The organism is Micromonospora trifolii (genome assembly GCF_022229005.1).
GTDB classification, from domain to species: Bacteria; Actinomycetota; Actinomycetes; order Mycobacteriales; family Micromonosporaceae; genus Micromonospora; species Micromonospora trifolii.
The window spans coordinates 61,884-76,473 of the sequence record NZ_JAKKFD010000082.1 but is presented as its reverse complement, the minus strand read 5'-3'; the positions used below and the strand labels follow the sequence as shown (position 1 = coordinate 76,473).

Below are 14,590 nucleotides of genomic sequence, written 5' to 3'. Positions count from 1 at the left end.
TTATCGCCGACCTCGGCGGGGTAACCGGCGGTCGAAGGCCCGGGAAGCCGGGAGTGTCCGGAATGATGGATTTCGTCGACAACGTTGCGTAATCAGTCGACTACAGAGCATGATGGGGGCGGCGACAGCGCCACATGTCGTTCGCGCCGCCTTGGGGAAGGCAGGCCGGACGATCGGGGGGAATTGCCGGCTGACGTGCATCGACGAGGTCGGTAGGTACTGCAAGGGGGGACGTGTACACATGGGCATGATCACTGACTGGCCGTCACTGGCGGCATGTCAGAACGGGGACCCGGACGCGTTGTTCGTACAGGGCGCCGAACAGAACGTGGCGAAGCGGATCTGCCGGAGCTGCCCAGTTCGGTACGAGTGCCTGGCCGACGCGCTGGACAACCGGATCGAGTTCGGTGTGTGGGGCGGCATGACCGAACGCGAACGGCGGGCGCTCCTGCGTCGTCACCCGCAGGTGACGAGCTGGCGCAAGATGTTCGAGGCCGCGATGAAGAAGAACAGCAAGGACAAGGCCGGCAAGGACAAGATTCTCGTCAGCGCGGCCAACTGACGCCGGTCACGGCCGGCTGATCGCCGCGCCGATCGTCCGTAGCCCGTCGACGTCGTGTACGTCGGCGGGCTGCGCCGTGACCGAAACCGCCGGCACGGCCGGGAACGCCTCGGTGAAGCGCGCGGCGACCTGCTGCTCGCGTACCGCCTGACGAGCCAGCGTCGCGTGCGCCCGCAGCACGTCGGCGGTGGCCTCATGCTCACCCAGCTCGGTCAGCCGCTCCGCGGCGACCCGGCTCTGCTCGGCGTCCAACTCCGGGACCGCCGGGCGGTGCACCCGGTTGAGCACCAGACCGGCCAGTGGCATCTGCTCGTCCCGCAGCCGGCCCGCGAAGTAGGCGGCCTCCCGGACCGCGTCCGGCTCCGGCGTCGCGACCAGCAGGAAGGCCGTCTCCCGAGCCTGAAGGATGCGGTACGTCTGCTCGGCGCGCTGCCGGAAACCACCGAACATCGAGTCCAGTGCGGCCACGAAGCCGGACAGGTCGGTGAGCAGCTGCGCGCCGAGCACCTTCTGCACCACCTTCGAGAACATTCCGAACGAGGCCGTGACCAGGCTGAACATGCTCCGGCCGCCGCTGCGCGCCGGGGCCAGCAACAGTCGCAGCATCCGGCCGTCGAGGAAACGGGAGAGCCGAGCCGGCGCGTCCAGGAAGTCCAGTGCCGAGCGGGACGGTGGAGTGTCCACCACGATCAGGTCCCACTCGCCCCGGGCGTGCAGCTGACCCAGCTTCTCCATCGCCATGTATTCCTGCGTGCCGGCGAAGGTCGAGCTCATCGCCTGGTAGAACGGGTTCGCGAAGATCTCCGCGGCCTTCGTCGGGTCGGTGTGCTGCAACACCACGTCGTCGAAGGTGCGCTTCATGTCCAGCATCATGGCGTGCAACTCGCCGCCGCTGCTCTCGACGTCGATCCCCTTGACCTGACGAGGGGTGTTGTCCAGCTCGGTCAGGCCCAGCGACTGGGCCAGCCGGCGGGCCGGGTCGATGGTGAGCACCACAGTCCGCCGGCCGTGGTGCTCGGCAGCCCGCAGCGCCAGCGCCGCGGCCGTGGTCGTCTTTCCCACTCCGCCGGCACCGCAGCACACGACGATCCGCACGCCGGGGTCGGCGAGGATCTGGTCGACGTCCAGCTGCGGCGCCGCGTCTTCGGAAGGCACCAATCGAGCGTATCGGGCCGGTGGGTCCGCGCGCCCGTGCTGCGCTCAGGTGTGAGTCATTCGGCGCGGACGAGGGCCTGGGCCAGCGTCGCGAGCCCCGCCCGATCCACCCCGTCGGGCAGCAACGGCAGCTCGATCATCGGCAGCCCCAACTCCACCAGGTCGGCGCGGAGCGAATCCTCCAGTTCGCGCCGGATGAGCTGGTCACGCGCCTCATCGTGCAGTCCGGACACGATGTTCCGATCGGCTGGCAGCCCGGCGGCGACCAGCCCGCGCTTCAACTCCGCGGCGGTGACAGCGGGTCCTGCCGGCAGCGGGGGTCGGACTCCGTTGACGAGCACCTTCCCGACGCCGAAGCCGAGGGAGGTCAGGTCGGCGATCGCGTCGACCGTCTCCTGGATCGGCATCTCCTCCAGCAGCGTGACCACGTGTACCGCCGTCATCGGGGACCGCAACAACGCGGCGACCCCCTCGCTCTGGGTCTTGATCGGGCCCACCTTGGCCAGCCGGGCGGTCTCCGCCGTCACGTTGAGGAACCGGCCGATCCGCCCGGTCGGCGGGGCGTCCAGCACCACCGCGTCGTACGCGCGCCGCTGCCCGGTGGTGCGGGTGGTGGCCTCCTTCACCTTGCCGGTGAGGAGGACGTCCCGCAGGCCGGGGGCGATGGTGGTGGCGAAGTCGATGGCGCCGAGCTTGCGTAGTGCCCGGCCCGCCGCGCCCAGTTTGTAGAACATGTCCAGGTACTCGAGCAGCGCCTCCTCGGCGTCCACAGCGAGGGCGCGCACCTCACCACCGTCCGGCGCGTCGGCGAGGTGCCGCTCCTCGTAGGGCAGCGGTTCGATGCCGAACAGCTGGGCGATGCCCTGTCGCCCCTCGACCTCGACCAGCAGGGTGCGCCGGCCACCAGCGGCGAGCGCAAGGGCCAGCGCCGCGGCCACGCTGGTCTTACCGGTGCCGCCCTTGCCGGTCACCACGTGGAGGCGGGCGGGCCATCCGGTACCGGCCGGGTCGATCGGACGCTCAGCTGCACACACCCGTCGAGCCTATCCAGGCTGGGCGGTCAGGCGACCTCGCAGACCCACCAACCCGTCTTCTGCACCACAGTGAAGCGCAACTCCTGGTCGGCGACCTTCTCGTCGGCGGTGGTCATGGTGAGCCGGGTGGAGACGGTGGCTCGTTCCCCGGTCTGGTTGTCCACCTTCGGGGTGGTCCACCGGAAGCGCGGGTTCTGGTAGGTGGAGGCGTACTTCTCCACCTCGGCCACCTTCGCGGCGATCTTGTCGTCGTCGCGGGAGGCGGCACAGACGCGACTGGCCGCCTTGGTCGCGTCGCGATCCTTGTAGACCGCCGTGAGGAACTCGTCGACGGCGACCGCCGGCTCCTTGGCACCCTCGCCGGTCTCGGTGTCGCGCAGGGTCAGGAAGGCCACCACCCCGCCGCCCACGCAGAGCACCATGATCACGACCAGGGCGATCGCCGCGATCAGCAGACCGCGCTTCTTCTTCGGCTCGGCCGTGCCCTGATACGGCGGGTAGGCCGGCGGGGCCGGGGGGATCGACGAGGGGTTCGGGGCGCCCGGCTGGGTCGGTGCGGCGGCCGAGGTGGGGCCGCCGGGCCCTTCCGGCTGCCCGGCGCCGGCGGGCTGACCGGGGAAGGTCGGCTGGCCGGGACCGGTCTGCTGCCCGGGGAAGGCCGGTGAGGTGGGGGCGGCGGCGAGCGCCGGCGGGGCGGGAGAGGCGGGGAGGGCGAGCTGCCCGGGCGGTGGAGCGGGGGTTGGCTGGCTGGGGATGGCCGGCGCGCCGCGTTGACCGGCGGGATCCGGGTGGGCCGGCGGGTGAGCGGGTGTGCCGGCCTGGTCGCCGCTGGGCGGGTGGGTCATGTCGTTCCCCCAGGGGTGCGGCGCCCGCCGCCACCCCTGGCGCCGAGCGTGATCGAGCGGGCGGCCGGGCGCAGCGCGACCGTCCGACCGGAAGGGTAGCGGTCGATGACCGTATCGGTGTCGCCCCTGCCTGTCGGGCGACCCGGCGATCCGGTGAGCGGTACCCGCGCCGGTTTCGGTGTCAGGCCCCCGACCTGCGGTGTGTCGCATATGTGACTGTTGGTGGCCTCTTGTGCGCGTCCTGTTGGCGGGACCGCAGCCACAGACCTACCTTCGTCCCGGTGCGGGGGCCGGAACGGACGAATGGGTCCGGGCCGGAAGCATGGTCCGAGAGGTACGACCGGAGGCAGTACATGCGCGACGCGGACAACATCCCTCGCACCCAGTTCCCGACGAACGACCGGCCCCGCCGGGTCGGGTCCGTGGTCGAGGCCGGCGGGCAGGTCACCAACCAGCCGATCAACGAACGGTCGTACCGCCGGATGCCGGAGCAGGCGGAGACGTCCCGGGTGCCGAGCCAGCCCGCCGAGCGGACCCGCGAGGACGACGAGCCGGGCTTCGTCATCCACCTGCCGATCCGGGTGCCGAATCTGGCGGCGGCGACAGTTCTGGCCGGTCGGGTCGCGGTGTCCCTGGGCTTCCTGCCCGAGTTGGACGCCGGCGAGACCACCGTCTCCAACGCCGACGACCAGAACAACCGGCACCGGGTCTTCTGTGACCTGCTGCTGCCCGACCGGTCCCGCTGCCCTCAGGGGTACGAGCACGAAGGGCGCTGCGGGGAGCTGCCGGCCGCGCCGGAGCAGCGTCCCGTACCTCGTCCGGCCAGCGGACCGTAGGCTGTCCCTCGAACAATTCCGCACCAAGAGGGAGCCCTTCAGCGATGCAGAAGTGGGAATACTCCACGGTCCCGCTGCTGGTCCACGCGACCAAGCAGATCCTCGACAACTGGGGCGAGGACGGGTGGGAGCTCGTCGCCGTGGTCCCCGGCCCGAATCCGGACCAGCTGGTCGCCTACCTGAAGCGGCCCAAGGCGTGAGCAACGGTCCGCACGCGAAGCTCGCCGAGCTGGGCCTCGAACTGCCCGAGGTCGTGCCACCGGTGGCCAGCTACGTCCCGGCCGTGCAGTCCGGGCAGCACGTGTACGTTTCCGGCCAGTTGCCGATGGCCGAGGGCAAGTTGCTGGCGACCGGCAAGGTCGGCGCCGGGATCTCCGCCGAGCAGGCGAAGGATCTGGCCCAGCGGTGCGCGCTGAACGCGCTGGCCGCTGTCGACTCGCTGGTCGGCCTGGAGAACGTGGTCAAGGTGGTCAAGGTGACCGGGTTCGTGGCCTCCGCGCCCGGCTTCACCGGTCAGCCCGCCGTGATCAACGGTGCCTCCGACCTCTTCGGCACCGTCTTCGGGGAGGCCGGCCGCCACGCACGCAGCGCGGTAGGCGTGGCCGAGCTGCCCCTGGATGCCCCGGTGGAGATCGAGCTGATCGTCGAGGTCGCCTGACGCGTCCCCTCCGCTCCGCGATCTTGCACTTTCTGCTCGGACGAAAGCCCTGAACGGGGATGAATCAGGGGCCGCAAGTGCAAGATCGTGGGGTGTGGCGGGCGGGGTCGTACGATCGCAGCCATGAGCGGGCACGTGACGGGGGCGGTGGCGGCGCTTGCCGACGAGCTGCCCCGCTGGGTTTCACTGCTGCGTGCGCCGAACCCGGGGCCAATGACCCTCGACGGCACCAACACCTGGGTGCTGCGCGCCCCGGCGGCCGAGTCCGGCATCGTGGTCGACCCGGGGCCGGCCGACGAGGGGCACCTGACCCGCATCGCCGAGCACGGCCCGGTCGGGCTGATCCTGATCACCCACGGCCACGCCGACCACACCGAGGGCGCGGCCCGGCTGAGTGAGCTGCTCGGCGGCGTGCACGTGCTCGCCGTCGACCCGGCGCACACCATCGGCGGCGAGCCGCTGACCGCGCCGGGCGAGCATTTCGGCGGCTTCGGCCTGACGGTGCGTCTGCTGGAGACCCCGGGGCACACCGCCGACTCGGTCTGCTTCCTGGTCGAACACGACGACCAGCGGGTGGTGCTCACCGGTGACACCATCCTCGGCCGGGGCACCACAGTGGTCGCCCACCCCGACGGGCACCTCGGTGACTACCTGAGCAGCCTGGAGTTGCTGTCCGCGTACCGGGGGATCCCGGCGCTGCCCGGACACGGCCCGGCGCTGGCCGACTGCGCCGCCGCTGCCGACTTCTACCTCGCCCACCGTCGGGCCCGGCTCGACCAGGTCCGGGCGGCGGTCGCCGCCGGTGCCCACACCCCCGCCGACGTGGTGGCGGCGGTCTACGCGGACGTGGACCGCTCGCTCTGGTGGGCGGCCGAATGGTCGGTCCGGGCCCAGTTGGAGTATCTGGGCGTCGACACCGGGGAATCCGCGCCGGGGGTCAGTGGGTTGGAGCACATGTGACCTGCCCCGTGTGTGGAACCGTTGCCGTTCCCGGTGCGCGGTTCTGCCACAACTGTGGCGCCGCCCTGCCGGCCGCCGCCACGTTGCCGGCGGCCGAGCGCCGGGTGGTCACAGTGCTCTTCGGTGACCTCTCCGAGTTCACCTCCTGGTCGGAGGACCTCGACCCGGAACGGGTCGGCGCTGTCACCGACCGGGTGCTCGCCGCCCTCGCCGGTGCGGTGAAGACGTTCGGCGGGCACGTCGACAAGCTGACCGGCGACGGCATCATGGCGGTCTTCGGCGCCCCGGTGGCGCACGAGGACGACGCCGAACGCGCCGTCCGGGCCGCCCTGTCCATGCAACGGGCCGTCCGCCGGGTGCTCGACGACGAGCGGGGCGGCGGCGCGCCGCTCGGGCTGCGGGTTGGGCTGAACACCGGCGACGTGATCGCGGGCATCCAGGCCGCCATCGAGTACACGGTGATCGGCGACACTGTGAACACCGCGGCCCGGCTCGCCGACGCCGCCGCTGTGGGAGCCGTCTACGCCGGTGGACGCACCGCCGCGGCCACCAGACACGTCGCCTCCTGGCGGGCGCTGCGTCCGCTGCGGCTCAAGGGCAAGCGTGAGCCGGTCGAGGCGTACGAGCTGCTGGGTCTCCTGGACGCGCCGGGCACCCGCTCGGGGCTCGGCGACGAAGCGCCGTACGTCGGCCGGGAGACGGAGATCGGTCGGGTCGCCGGTCGGCTCGCCGAGGTGATCGACCAGGGCGACCCACGGGTGCTGCTGATGACCGCCGAGGCGGGGATCGGCAAGTCCCGGTTCGCCGCCGAGGTGGAGCGCCTCGCCGCCGGGTACGACGTCGGTGCCGGCCGGTACGCGGCGCACACCGGGGCCCGCGTGCTCTCGGTGCGCTGTGCCGCCTTCGGGGAGCGGCGACGGCTGGCACCCCTGGCCGACCTGGTGCGCGCCGCCGTCGGTCTGCCCAGCGACGCGTCCACAGCGCTGACCCGCCCGGCGGTCGAGGAGCGGCTGCGCCGGCTCGGGCAGCGGCTGGCCCGCTCCGGTGCGGATACACCGCCGATCGCCACGGAGCAGCTGCTCGCCCTGCTCGGCTACGCCGAACTCCCGGCGCACGGCGGCACCGACAGCGGCGAGTGGGGCGGATCGGGCATCCCGGCCGCGGACGCCGAGGTGGTGCCGAACGCGGTCGCCGACCTGCTCAGCGGTCTCGCCTCGGAGGCGCCGCTGGTGATCGTGGTGGACGACCTGCACGACGCCACCGCCGAGACGATCAAAGCCCTCGGGTTGGCCCTGTCCAGGCTCACCGGCCCGGTGCTGGTGCTGCTGCTCGGCCGCCCCGAGCTGGTGCGTACCGCTGGCGCGCTGACCCGGGTCGCGGACGCCGAGGTGCACTCGTTGCCGCCGCTGCGCGGTGCCGACGCGGCCCGGCTGCTCACGACGTACCTCGGCGGCGGCAAGCTGCCGCAGGCCGACACCGACCGGTTGCTCGCCACCGCGCAGGGCAATCCGTTCTACCTGGCCGAGCTGGTCACCCTGCTGATCGAGCGGGGCGCGCTCACCACCGAATCGGTGCGCGGCCCGGCCTCGGCGCGGGGTGCCGCCGCGGAGCGGCCTGGCCCCGGCGAACGGGAGCAGAGCGGGTCGACCGGCTGGCGGTTGGTGCCCGGTTCGCTGGGCAGCCGCCTGCTCTCCCGGGACCTCGCCGCCGTGCTGGCGGCCCGGATCGACGCGTTGCCGCCGGACGCCCGGTCGGTGCTGCGCGACGCCGCGGTCACCGGTGACACGGTGCCGACCGGCGCGTTGGAGGCGATGCGGGAGCAGCGCGGCGGTCGCGACGGCCGGCCGTCGGCAGTGGTCGCTGTCGAGCTCGACCGGGCGGTCGAGGAGTTGCTGCAACGCCGCATGCTGCACCGCTCGCGTGCCGGCTACTCGTTCGCCACACCGCTCATGCGCGAGGCCGCGTACGCCGGGGTGAGCAAGGCCGAGTTGGCCGAGCGGCACGCCGCGCTGGCCCGCTGGGCGGCGCCGGCGGACGAGACCACGCCCAGCACTGTGGGCGGGTTCACCGACGAGGCCCGGGACGACTTCGTGGCGACGCACGTCGAGCGGGCCGCCACGCTCGCCGACGCGGTGAAGCTGCGCCCGGACGCTCCGGCCCGGGCGGTGGTTCCGCTCGGCGTCGCCGCGCTCGGTCGGGCCGCCCGCCGGTCGCTCTCCGCCGGTGAGCCGGCAATGGCCGTCGAGTACGCCGAGCGCGCCACCGAACTGGCCCGCGACGGGGTGCCGGCGGCCGATCGGGTGGTGCACGCGCGGGCGTTGCTCCAGGTCGGCCGGGTCTCCGACGCGTTGGCGTACGCCGAGAAGATCGCCGCGAACGCGGGGGACGAGGTCACCCGGGTCAGCGCCCTGCTGTTGGCGGGGCAGGCCCAGGAGACCCTCGGCGACCAGGGCCGGGCGGTGACCGCCTGGCAGGAGGCGTTGCAGGTGGCCACCGAGGGCCGGCTGCCCACGCAGCGCGCCACGGCGATGCGCCGGCTCGGCATGGCCGACTTCGTGGCGGGGCGGCTGAGTCAGGCGAGCAGCCGGTTGGCGGCCGCGTACCAGGTCAGCCTCGGCGCACAGGACCGACGCGGGCAGGCGTGGTCCCTACAGAATCTGGCCTGGGTGACCACCACCCGGGGTGACTTCGCCGGCACCGACGCGGTGCTCGGCCGGGCCGCCCGGCTCTTCGCCGAGTTGAAGGACCCGTACGGGCGGGCCTGGCTGCGCGGCACCACGGCGTTCGCCCGGCTGCTCGCCGGCCGGCTGCGCGAGGCGTGTCGGATGGCGCAGGTGTTCCTGCCGTTCGGCGAGCGGGTCGGTGAGGCGTGGGCGGTGGGCACGTTGCGCGCGGTCGCGGCGTTCGCCACGGCCGAGCTGGGTGACCTGGCCGAGGCGGACCGGGAGGCCCGGCGGGCGTACCGGGAGTTCGCCGCCGCTTCCGACGACTGGGGGCGTGGGTTCGCCCTGGTGGTCAGGGCTGTGGTGGCGCGCGGGTTGGGCGAGCCGGAGCACGCGGCCGACCTGCTCACCGACGCTCTGGCGTACGCGGAGCGCACCTCGCATCCGCTGCTCACCGGGATGGCGGGCACACTGCGCGGCTTCGTCGCGTTGGACATGGGCGACTGCGAGACGGCGGAGCGGGTGGCCCGCTCGGTGTTGACCGCAGTGGAGCCGCACAACCCGCAGGCCCCGGCGCAGGTGGCACCGCGGGTGTTGCTGGCGACGGCCCGTCTCGCCGCTGGCGACTCGGCGACGGCGGTCGGGCTGCTCGCCCCGGTGGCCACGGCCGCCGCGAACGCACCCTCGCTGCTCTTCTCCCGCCGCCAGACGATGGCCCAGTACGCTGCGGCGCTGCTCGCGCACGGTCAGCGGGAGCAGGCGTTGGACTGGGCCCGCCGGGCGGTCACCGCACCGGCCGAGGACGTGCGCAGCCAGGTGATCGCGGCGAGTGTGCTGGCCGAGGCGTTGGCCGCCTGCGGTCGCCCGGCGGAGGCGCTGTCCTGTGCGCAGGAGGCGGTCCGCCTGGCGTACGCCACCGAGCAGCGCAGCGAACGCGCCGCGGCCGACGCCCTCCACACCCGCCTGACCGCCCTGGTCTAACCCCCCACCCCTGCCCCACCCCTCACCCTCCGCTGTTGATCAAGAGGTTTGCGTCAGGAATCGGGATGTCGATGACCGAAATCTCTTGATCAACGTGAAGCAGGGCGGGCAGTTTGCCGGTTCTGGGGATGTGGTGGTCGGGGTGAGCGGCTAGCGTGTCACCACCGCGTACGGGTCCACAGTGGTGACCGTCGCCGTGCCTGGGGAGGCCCTTCATGAAGCTGCCGCGATCCATCGCGGGCTGGACCATCGCGGTCTTCGGCGTGTTGGCGCTGGTGATGGGCGCGGTTGGGCTGCTCTGGCCGGAGGCGCAGCTCCGCATGCTCGGGTTCGAGGTGCCGGCGACGCGAGCCGTCGGTGACCACACCGGGACGTTCCTGCTGGCGTCCTCGATGGCGGCCTTCAACATGGGCGTCTACTACCTGCTCGCCACTGTGACCGAGTGGCGGGCGTTCTACCGGTTCACAGTGGTCTTCCGACTGGTCACGTTCACAGTGTTCACCATCGCGGTGCTGGCCGACATCGCTCCCGACCGGTTCTTCGGGGTGGCGGCGTGGGAAGGGCTGGGCGCCGTGGCCACCGCCATCGGTCTGCGTCTGGACGCCCGCCGGGGCATCCCGGCCGGCGGGGTCGGATCGTCCGAGGGTGCCGGGACGACTGCGGTCGCCGAGGAGGGTACCGGTCCCACCGGTGCGGCTCCGGCGGACGCGGCGCGCTGAGCCATCGGTCGGGTTGGGTATTTTCGAGCGGTGACCGACACCCCGACCGGCGGCCTGCCAGTGCCGATCGTGCCCGGCCTGACTGATTTGCGGGTCTTTGCCCGGGGCGGGTACGCGACCGTCTACCAGGCCACCCAGATCTCCGTGGGTCGTGAGGTCGCCGTCAAGGTGGAGAACCGGACGCTGGACAGCGAGCGGGATCAGGCGCGGTTCCTGCGCGAGGCGCGCGCGGCCGGCCGGATGTCGTCCCACCCGCACGTGGTGGACCTCTTCGACGTGGGGGTCACAGTCGATCAGCACCCCTACCTGATCATGGAGCTCTGCGACGGCTCGTACGCCGAACGGATGCGCACCTCGCCGCTCGGCCCGGTGGAGGCCCGCGACCTCGGCATCAAGATCGCGGACGCGCTGGCCCACTCGCACGCGGCCGGGGTGCTGCACCGGGACGTGAAACCGGCAAACATCCTCTACTCGCCCTTCAACTCGGCGGTGCTCGCCGACTTCGGGCTCGCCGTCCTCGCCGAGCACCGGGACGCCTCGGTCACCCTTGAGGTGCTCACCCCGGCGTACGCGCCGCCGGAGATGTTCAGCCACAGCCCGCCGTCGCCGGCCGTCGACGTGTACGCGCTCTGCGCCACCCTCTACGCGGTGATGCACGGCCGGCCGCCGCGCTGGCAGTCCGAGCGCAATCCCAGCCTGGTCACCGTGCTGGAGATGTTCAACCAGCCGCTTCCCGCCCTGCCCGGGGTGCCCGATGAGCTGATCGACGTGCTGCGCGTGGGCATGGCCAACGATCCGGGCGAGCGCCCCTCCGCCCTGGAGTTGCACGACATGCTCACCAGCCTGCCCCTCGGCTCGCCGGCGACACCGGTCAGCGGCGCTCCGATCGGCGGTGCCGCGACGCTCTCCGGCCCGTACGCGGCCAGCCAGCCGGTGCCCCGATCGCCCATCGAGGACACTCAGCGAGCGGTCCCCGCCGGTCGGCGTTGGCGGCGCTGGCTCTTTGGCGGCGCCGGGGTGCTCGCGCTCGCCGCCTCCGCGACCGCCGGGGCCTGGGTCGCCGACCGGGCGCCACCACCCGCCCCGTACCCGTCGGCCACCCAGATCGCCGCACCGGCGACCGGGCCGTTGCCCGGCTGCGCGACCGGCACCGGTGCGCCCACCGCCCTGCCCGAGGGTGCCCGGTGCCTGCCCGAGCTGGAGTGCTTCGGCCCGATGCGGATCCGCGGCAGCCGCGCCGAGGCGGCTCGGCTGTCCTGCGCTGGCCGACACACCTGGGAGACGTACGCCGAGGGCATCCTGCCGGTGTCGCTGGTCGGCGCCGACTACGACGAGGTGGCCGCCGCTGAGCCGGTGCGTCAGGTGTGCAGCGCCACGACGTTCACATTGACCACCGGGATCGCCGAGGCGACCGGCTGGCACCTGGAGGTGCTGCCGCCGGTCGACGGGAGCATCGACCGGGCCTACCGGTGTCTGGCAGGGCGCGGTGTGGACGCGCTCTCCGCACCCACGCTCACCGGCCGCTGAGCCCGTTCGACCCGCGTCGGCGGTCACGCACCGCACGCAACGCGTCCCGGGGGTCCAGGGCGTCGAGGGTGTCCGCGTCGATCCCGTACGGCATCAGCTCGGGCGGCCCGACGGCTGCCGACCGGTCCGCCGGCTCGGGATCGTCGACCTGACGCGCGGCGGAGACCGCCACCCCGGCAATCATGGTCATGAGCACGCAGAGTAGCGCGAGAACCACGCCGAGGAGGTCCTGTCGGCGCCACACGATCAGCATGACCAGCGGCGCGAGGGCTCCCAGCGCCGCGAGCACAGCGACAGTGCGCGCATCGGGTCTGGACAATCGGCTCACCCGTCCAGCATGTCGTGACGAGGCCGGCTGTCAACCGCAGAGCCGACCGCCGCGCCGATGGACGTCGATCCGAGCGGCCCCTCGACATGGATCACCGCACCCACACGGATTCGACAAGAACGGCTACTCTCGGTGTTCCGCAGGCTCTTCCGGCAGCGAGGTCGCCCATGAACTCAGGCAGTTCGCAGTCCCGGCTCCGGTCGATCGCGTCGACGCTGGCGGTCGCTCTCACTCTCGTGCTCGCCGCCGCGGCCGGGTGCGACAGCCGGAAGGAACCGGACCTGCCTTCCGTGCAGGAGAAGATGCGCGAGACGCACATCTACGGTCAGTCGAAACTGCGGGTCGGTGTCGCCACCAACGAGCCGTTGATGAGCGAGCTGCGCAATGGCAAGCCGGTCGGCTTCGACGTCGAGATCGCCCGGTACATCGCTGCCTCCCTTGGCTACGAGGGGGATCAGCGGTTGGAGTTCGTACCGGTGGCCACCGAGGAACGGATCCCCGCACTACAGGGCGGGACTGTCGACCTCGTGGTGTCCAGCTTCTCCATCACCGAGGAGCGCAAGAAGGTGGTGAGCTTCGCCGGGCCGTACTTCGTCACCACCCAGGAGGTGATGGTGCCGGCCCGGCTGAAAGGCAAGATCAGCACGATTGAGGACCTCCGTAACCCGGACTACAAGATCTGCACGAGCGGCGGCTCCACCTCCGAGGCCGAGCTGGGGAGCCACCAGGTCAAGGCGCTGGTCGTGAAGACCGTTGGGGACTGCGTCGCCGGCATCCGGACGGGCCGCTACGACGCGGTCAGCTCCGACGAGACGATCCTCGCCGGTTTCCTGGCACGGCACCCGAAGGAGTTCGAGATCGTCGACATGCCCTTCGGCACCAGCGAGTTGCTGGGCATCGGCGTGCCGATCGGTGATCCCGCACTGCGCGACCTGGTCGCGTTCTTCCTGCAGAAGAGCTACCAGCAGGGGCGCGACGATCAGGCGACCCCCTGGCAGACCGCGTACAACCGGACCCTGGGCCCCTGGCTGAAGGCCGAGAAGCGCCAGCCGCAGCCGCTGGAGGTGCCGAAGCTCGTCGACTTCGACGACAAGGCGCCCGCGAAGTGAGCGCGGCGCCGACCGCCACCGGCGGCGACGGGCCGGTCCCGCCGCCCCGCACGTCAGTGCCCGGCGGCGCCGCGTCGACAATCGACGGTACGGCCGCAGCGTCGACGGCCGTCGATCGTCCAGCGGCCGGCGCTGAAGGTGATGGTGCCTGGCCGGCCGCCGTGCCGGTCGCCGAACCGGCCGAGCCGGTCGTCGCCGAGGTCGAGCCCGGGCGGGTCCGTTGGGATCCGGCCGAGCGGCGCGCCCGCGCCAGTCAGTCGTTCTGGACGGCAGTGGTGGGCGTGCCGGCGATCTTCTCGGTGCTCCGCCTCGGTGTGGAGGCCGGCGGGGAGCTCCAGACCACGCTGCTGCTGGTGGCCAACGTCGGGCCGGTCAATCTGCTCGCCGGGTTCCTGACCACGGCGGCCCGGCTGCTCTCCACCGGGCTGGTCGCGGTCTTCGCGCTCGGCGCGGTGCTGGCGGTCAGCGCGGATCGACTTCCGCCGGGCACCCGTCGCCGCCCGCTCTTCGCCCGCTGGGCCGACATCACCCCGGCCTGGGTGGTGCTGGCGAGCTTCCTGCTAGCCCTGATCACCTGGCCGTTGCTCTACCTTCCGCTGCTGTTGACGGCGTTCGTGGCCGCGTTCCAACTGCGCCCGGGGCGGCTGCACGACCGGGTGGTGCCTCGGCTGCTGCTGATCGGCGCGCTGCTGGCCGGGTACGGCTGGCTGATGCTGCCCACGTTGCGCGATGCGATGCGGCAGGGCGACGAGTGGCTGGTGCTGGTGCTCATCGTGGTGCCTCCGCTGCTGGCCCTGTTCATCGCGGGGCCGCTGCCGGGCATGGTGATCCGACCGCTGGCGTCGGTGACCGAGGTGGCGGTGCTGGCCACCCTGATCTGGGCTGCGGTGCCGGTGATCACCACACCGGTGTTGCCGCTGACAGTCACCACAGTGGGCCCGGAGAGTGGTCCCACTGAGGACGTACGCGGGCACGTGGTCACCACCGACGACGTCAACATGGTGATCCTTCAGGAGCAGGGCGGCGTCCGGTACGTTCCGGTCGGTCTGGTCCGCGCCCAGGTGCTCTGCCCGAGCGAGGAGGAGTTGCCCCGCCACCAACTGCGCATTCACGACTTCCACGTCGAGGATTCGCTGCTGGAGGGCATGGGGCGTCGGGTGCGCCCGGTCCACCGCATCGACGCCGCCTGCCGTACCCCTGCCTGACGCCTGTC

At 72.3% G+C, this 14,590-nt stretch carries 13 protein-coding genes and 1 pseudogene; 10 read left to right on the top strand and 4 right to left on the bottom strand.

Annotated elements, in window-relative coordinates; genetic code table 11:
- The first annotated feature begins 241 nt into the window (after positions 1-241).
- Positions 242-562, top strand: coding sequence for a WhiB family transcriptional regulator (locus NIE79_RS33345; RefSeq protein ID WP_030328078.1), 321 nt, complete (start codon positions 242-244; stop codon positions 560-562).
- Between the two features lie 6 nt (positions 563-568).
- Here the strand turns inward: NIE79_RS33345 and bagB are convergent, their stop codons facing one another.
- From bagB to NIE79_RS33330, 3 genes and pseudogenes are all read right to left on the bottom strand, one after another.
- A complete protein-coding gene (gene bagB, locus NIE79_RS33340; protein ID WP_238682346.1) occupies positions 569-1,720 on the bottom strand; it encodes an ArsA family ATPase in 1,152 nt (383 codons plus the stop codon).
- A gap of 53 nt (positions 1,721-1,773) precedes the next feature.
- Positions 1,774-2,751: an ATPase BagA gene (gene bagA, locus NIE79_RS33335; protein WP_238682345.1), complete on the bottom strand. Its 978-nt coding sequence runs from the start codon at positions 2,749-2,751 to the stop codon at positions 1,774-1,776.
- A 26-nt stretch (positions 2,752-2,777) separates the two neighbouring features.
- Positions 2,778-3,362, bottom strand: a pseudogene (locus tag NIE79_RS33330) (Rv0361 family membrane protein); the annotation flags it as partial.
- Between the two features lie 587 nt (positions 3,363-3,949).
- Between NIE79_RS33330 and NIE79_RS33325 the strand changes: the two are divergent.
- From NIE79_RS33325 to NIE79_RS33295, 7 genes are all read left to right on the top strand, one after another.
- Complete coding sequence (locus NIE79_RS33325) at positions 3,950-4,432, top strand: hypothetical protein (protein ID WP_238682344.1); 483 nt, start codon at positions 3,950-3,952, stop codon at positions 4,430-4,432.
- Positions 4,433-4,476: 44 nt separating this feature from the next.
- Positions 4,477-4,632 (top strand): Sp36 family protein, encoded by a 156-nt coding sequence (sp36, locus tag NIE79_RS33320; RefSeq protein WP_007466198.1) that lies wholly within the window; start codon positions 4,477-4,479, stop codon positions 4,630-4,632.
- Complete coding sequence (locus NIE79_RS33315; protein ID WP_145789716.1) at positions 4,629-5,090, top strand: RidA family protein; 462 nt, start codon at positions 4,629-4,631, stop codon at positions 5,088-5,090. The genes sp36 and NIE79_RS33315 overlap by 4 nt, the downstream gene beginning before the upstream one ends.
- Positions 5,091-5,213: 123 nt before the next feature.
- Positions 5,214-6,050 carry an MBL fold metallo-hydrolase gene (locus NIE79_RS33310; RefSeq protein WP_238682343.1) on the top strand — a complete coding sequence of 279 codons (837 nt, stop codon included), beginning with the start codon at positions 5,214-5,216 and terminating at the stop codon, positions 6,048-6,050.
- A complete protein-coding gene (locus tag NIE79_RS33305; protein WP_238682342.1) occupies positions 6,047-9,694 on the top strand; it encodes an adenylate/guanylate cyclase domain-containing protein in 3,648 nt (1,215 codons plus the stop codon). Before NIE79_RS33310 ends, NIE79_RS33305 begins: the two co-directional genes overlap by 4 nt.
- Before the next feature lie 215 nt (positions 9,695-9,909).
- Positions 9,910-10,413, top strand: coding sequence for a hypothetical protein (locus NIE79_RS33300; protein ID WP_238682341.1), 504 nt, complete (start codon positions 9,910-9,912; stop codon positions 10,411-10,413).
- A 30-nt stretch (positions 10,414-10,443) separates the two neighbouring features.
- On the top strand, positions 10,444-11,940 hold the full coding sequence (locus NIE79_RS33295) for a serine/threonine-protein kinase (protein WP_238682340.1): 1,497 nt from the start codon (positions 10,444-10,446) through the stop codon (positions 11,938-11,940).
- On the opposite strand, the gene NIE79_RS33290 is transcribed toward NIE79_RS33295, so the two are convergent.
- Entirely contained in the window at positions 11,927-12,268 is a 342-nt protein-coding gene (locus NIE79_RS33290) for a hypothetical protein (protein WP_238682339.1), read from the bottom strand. The two genes, NIE79_RS33295 and NIE79_RS33290, sit on opposite strands and share 14 nt — an antisense overlap.
- A gap of 167 nt (positions 12,269-12,435) precedes the next feature.
- Here NIE79_RS33290 and NIE79_RS33285 point away from each other — a divergent pair, with 167 nt between their 5' ends.
- The gene (locus NIE79_RS33285; protein ID WP_238682338.1) at positions 12,436-13,377 is read left to right on the top strand and encodes a transporter substrate-binding domain-containing protein; all 942 of its coding nucleotides are present in this window, start codon (positions 12,436-12,438) and stop codon (positions 13,375-13,377) included.
- Positions 13,374-14,582 (top strand): hypothetical protein, encoded by a 1,209-nt coding sequence (locus NIE79_RS33280; RefSeq protein ID WP_238682337.1) that lies wholly within the window; start codon positions 13,374-13,376, stop codon positions 14,580-14,582. Before NIE79_RS33285 ends, NIE79_RS33280 begins: the two co-directional genes overlap by 4 nt.
- The last annotated feature ends 8 nt before the right edge of the window (positions 14,583-14,590 follow it).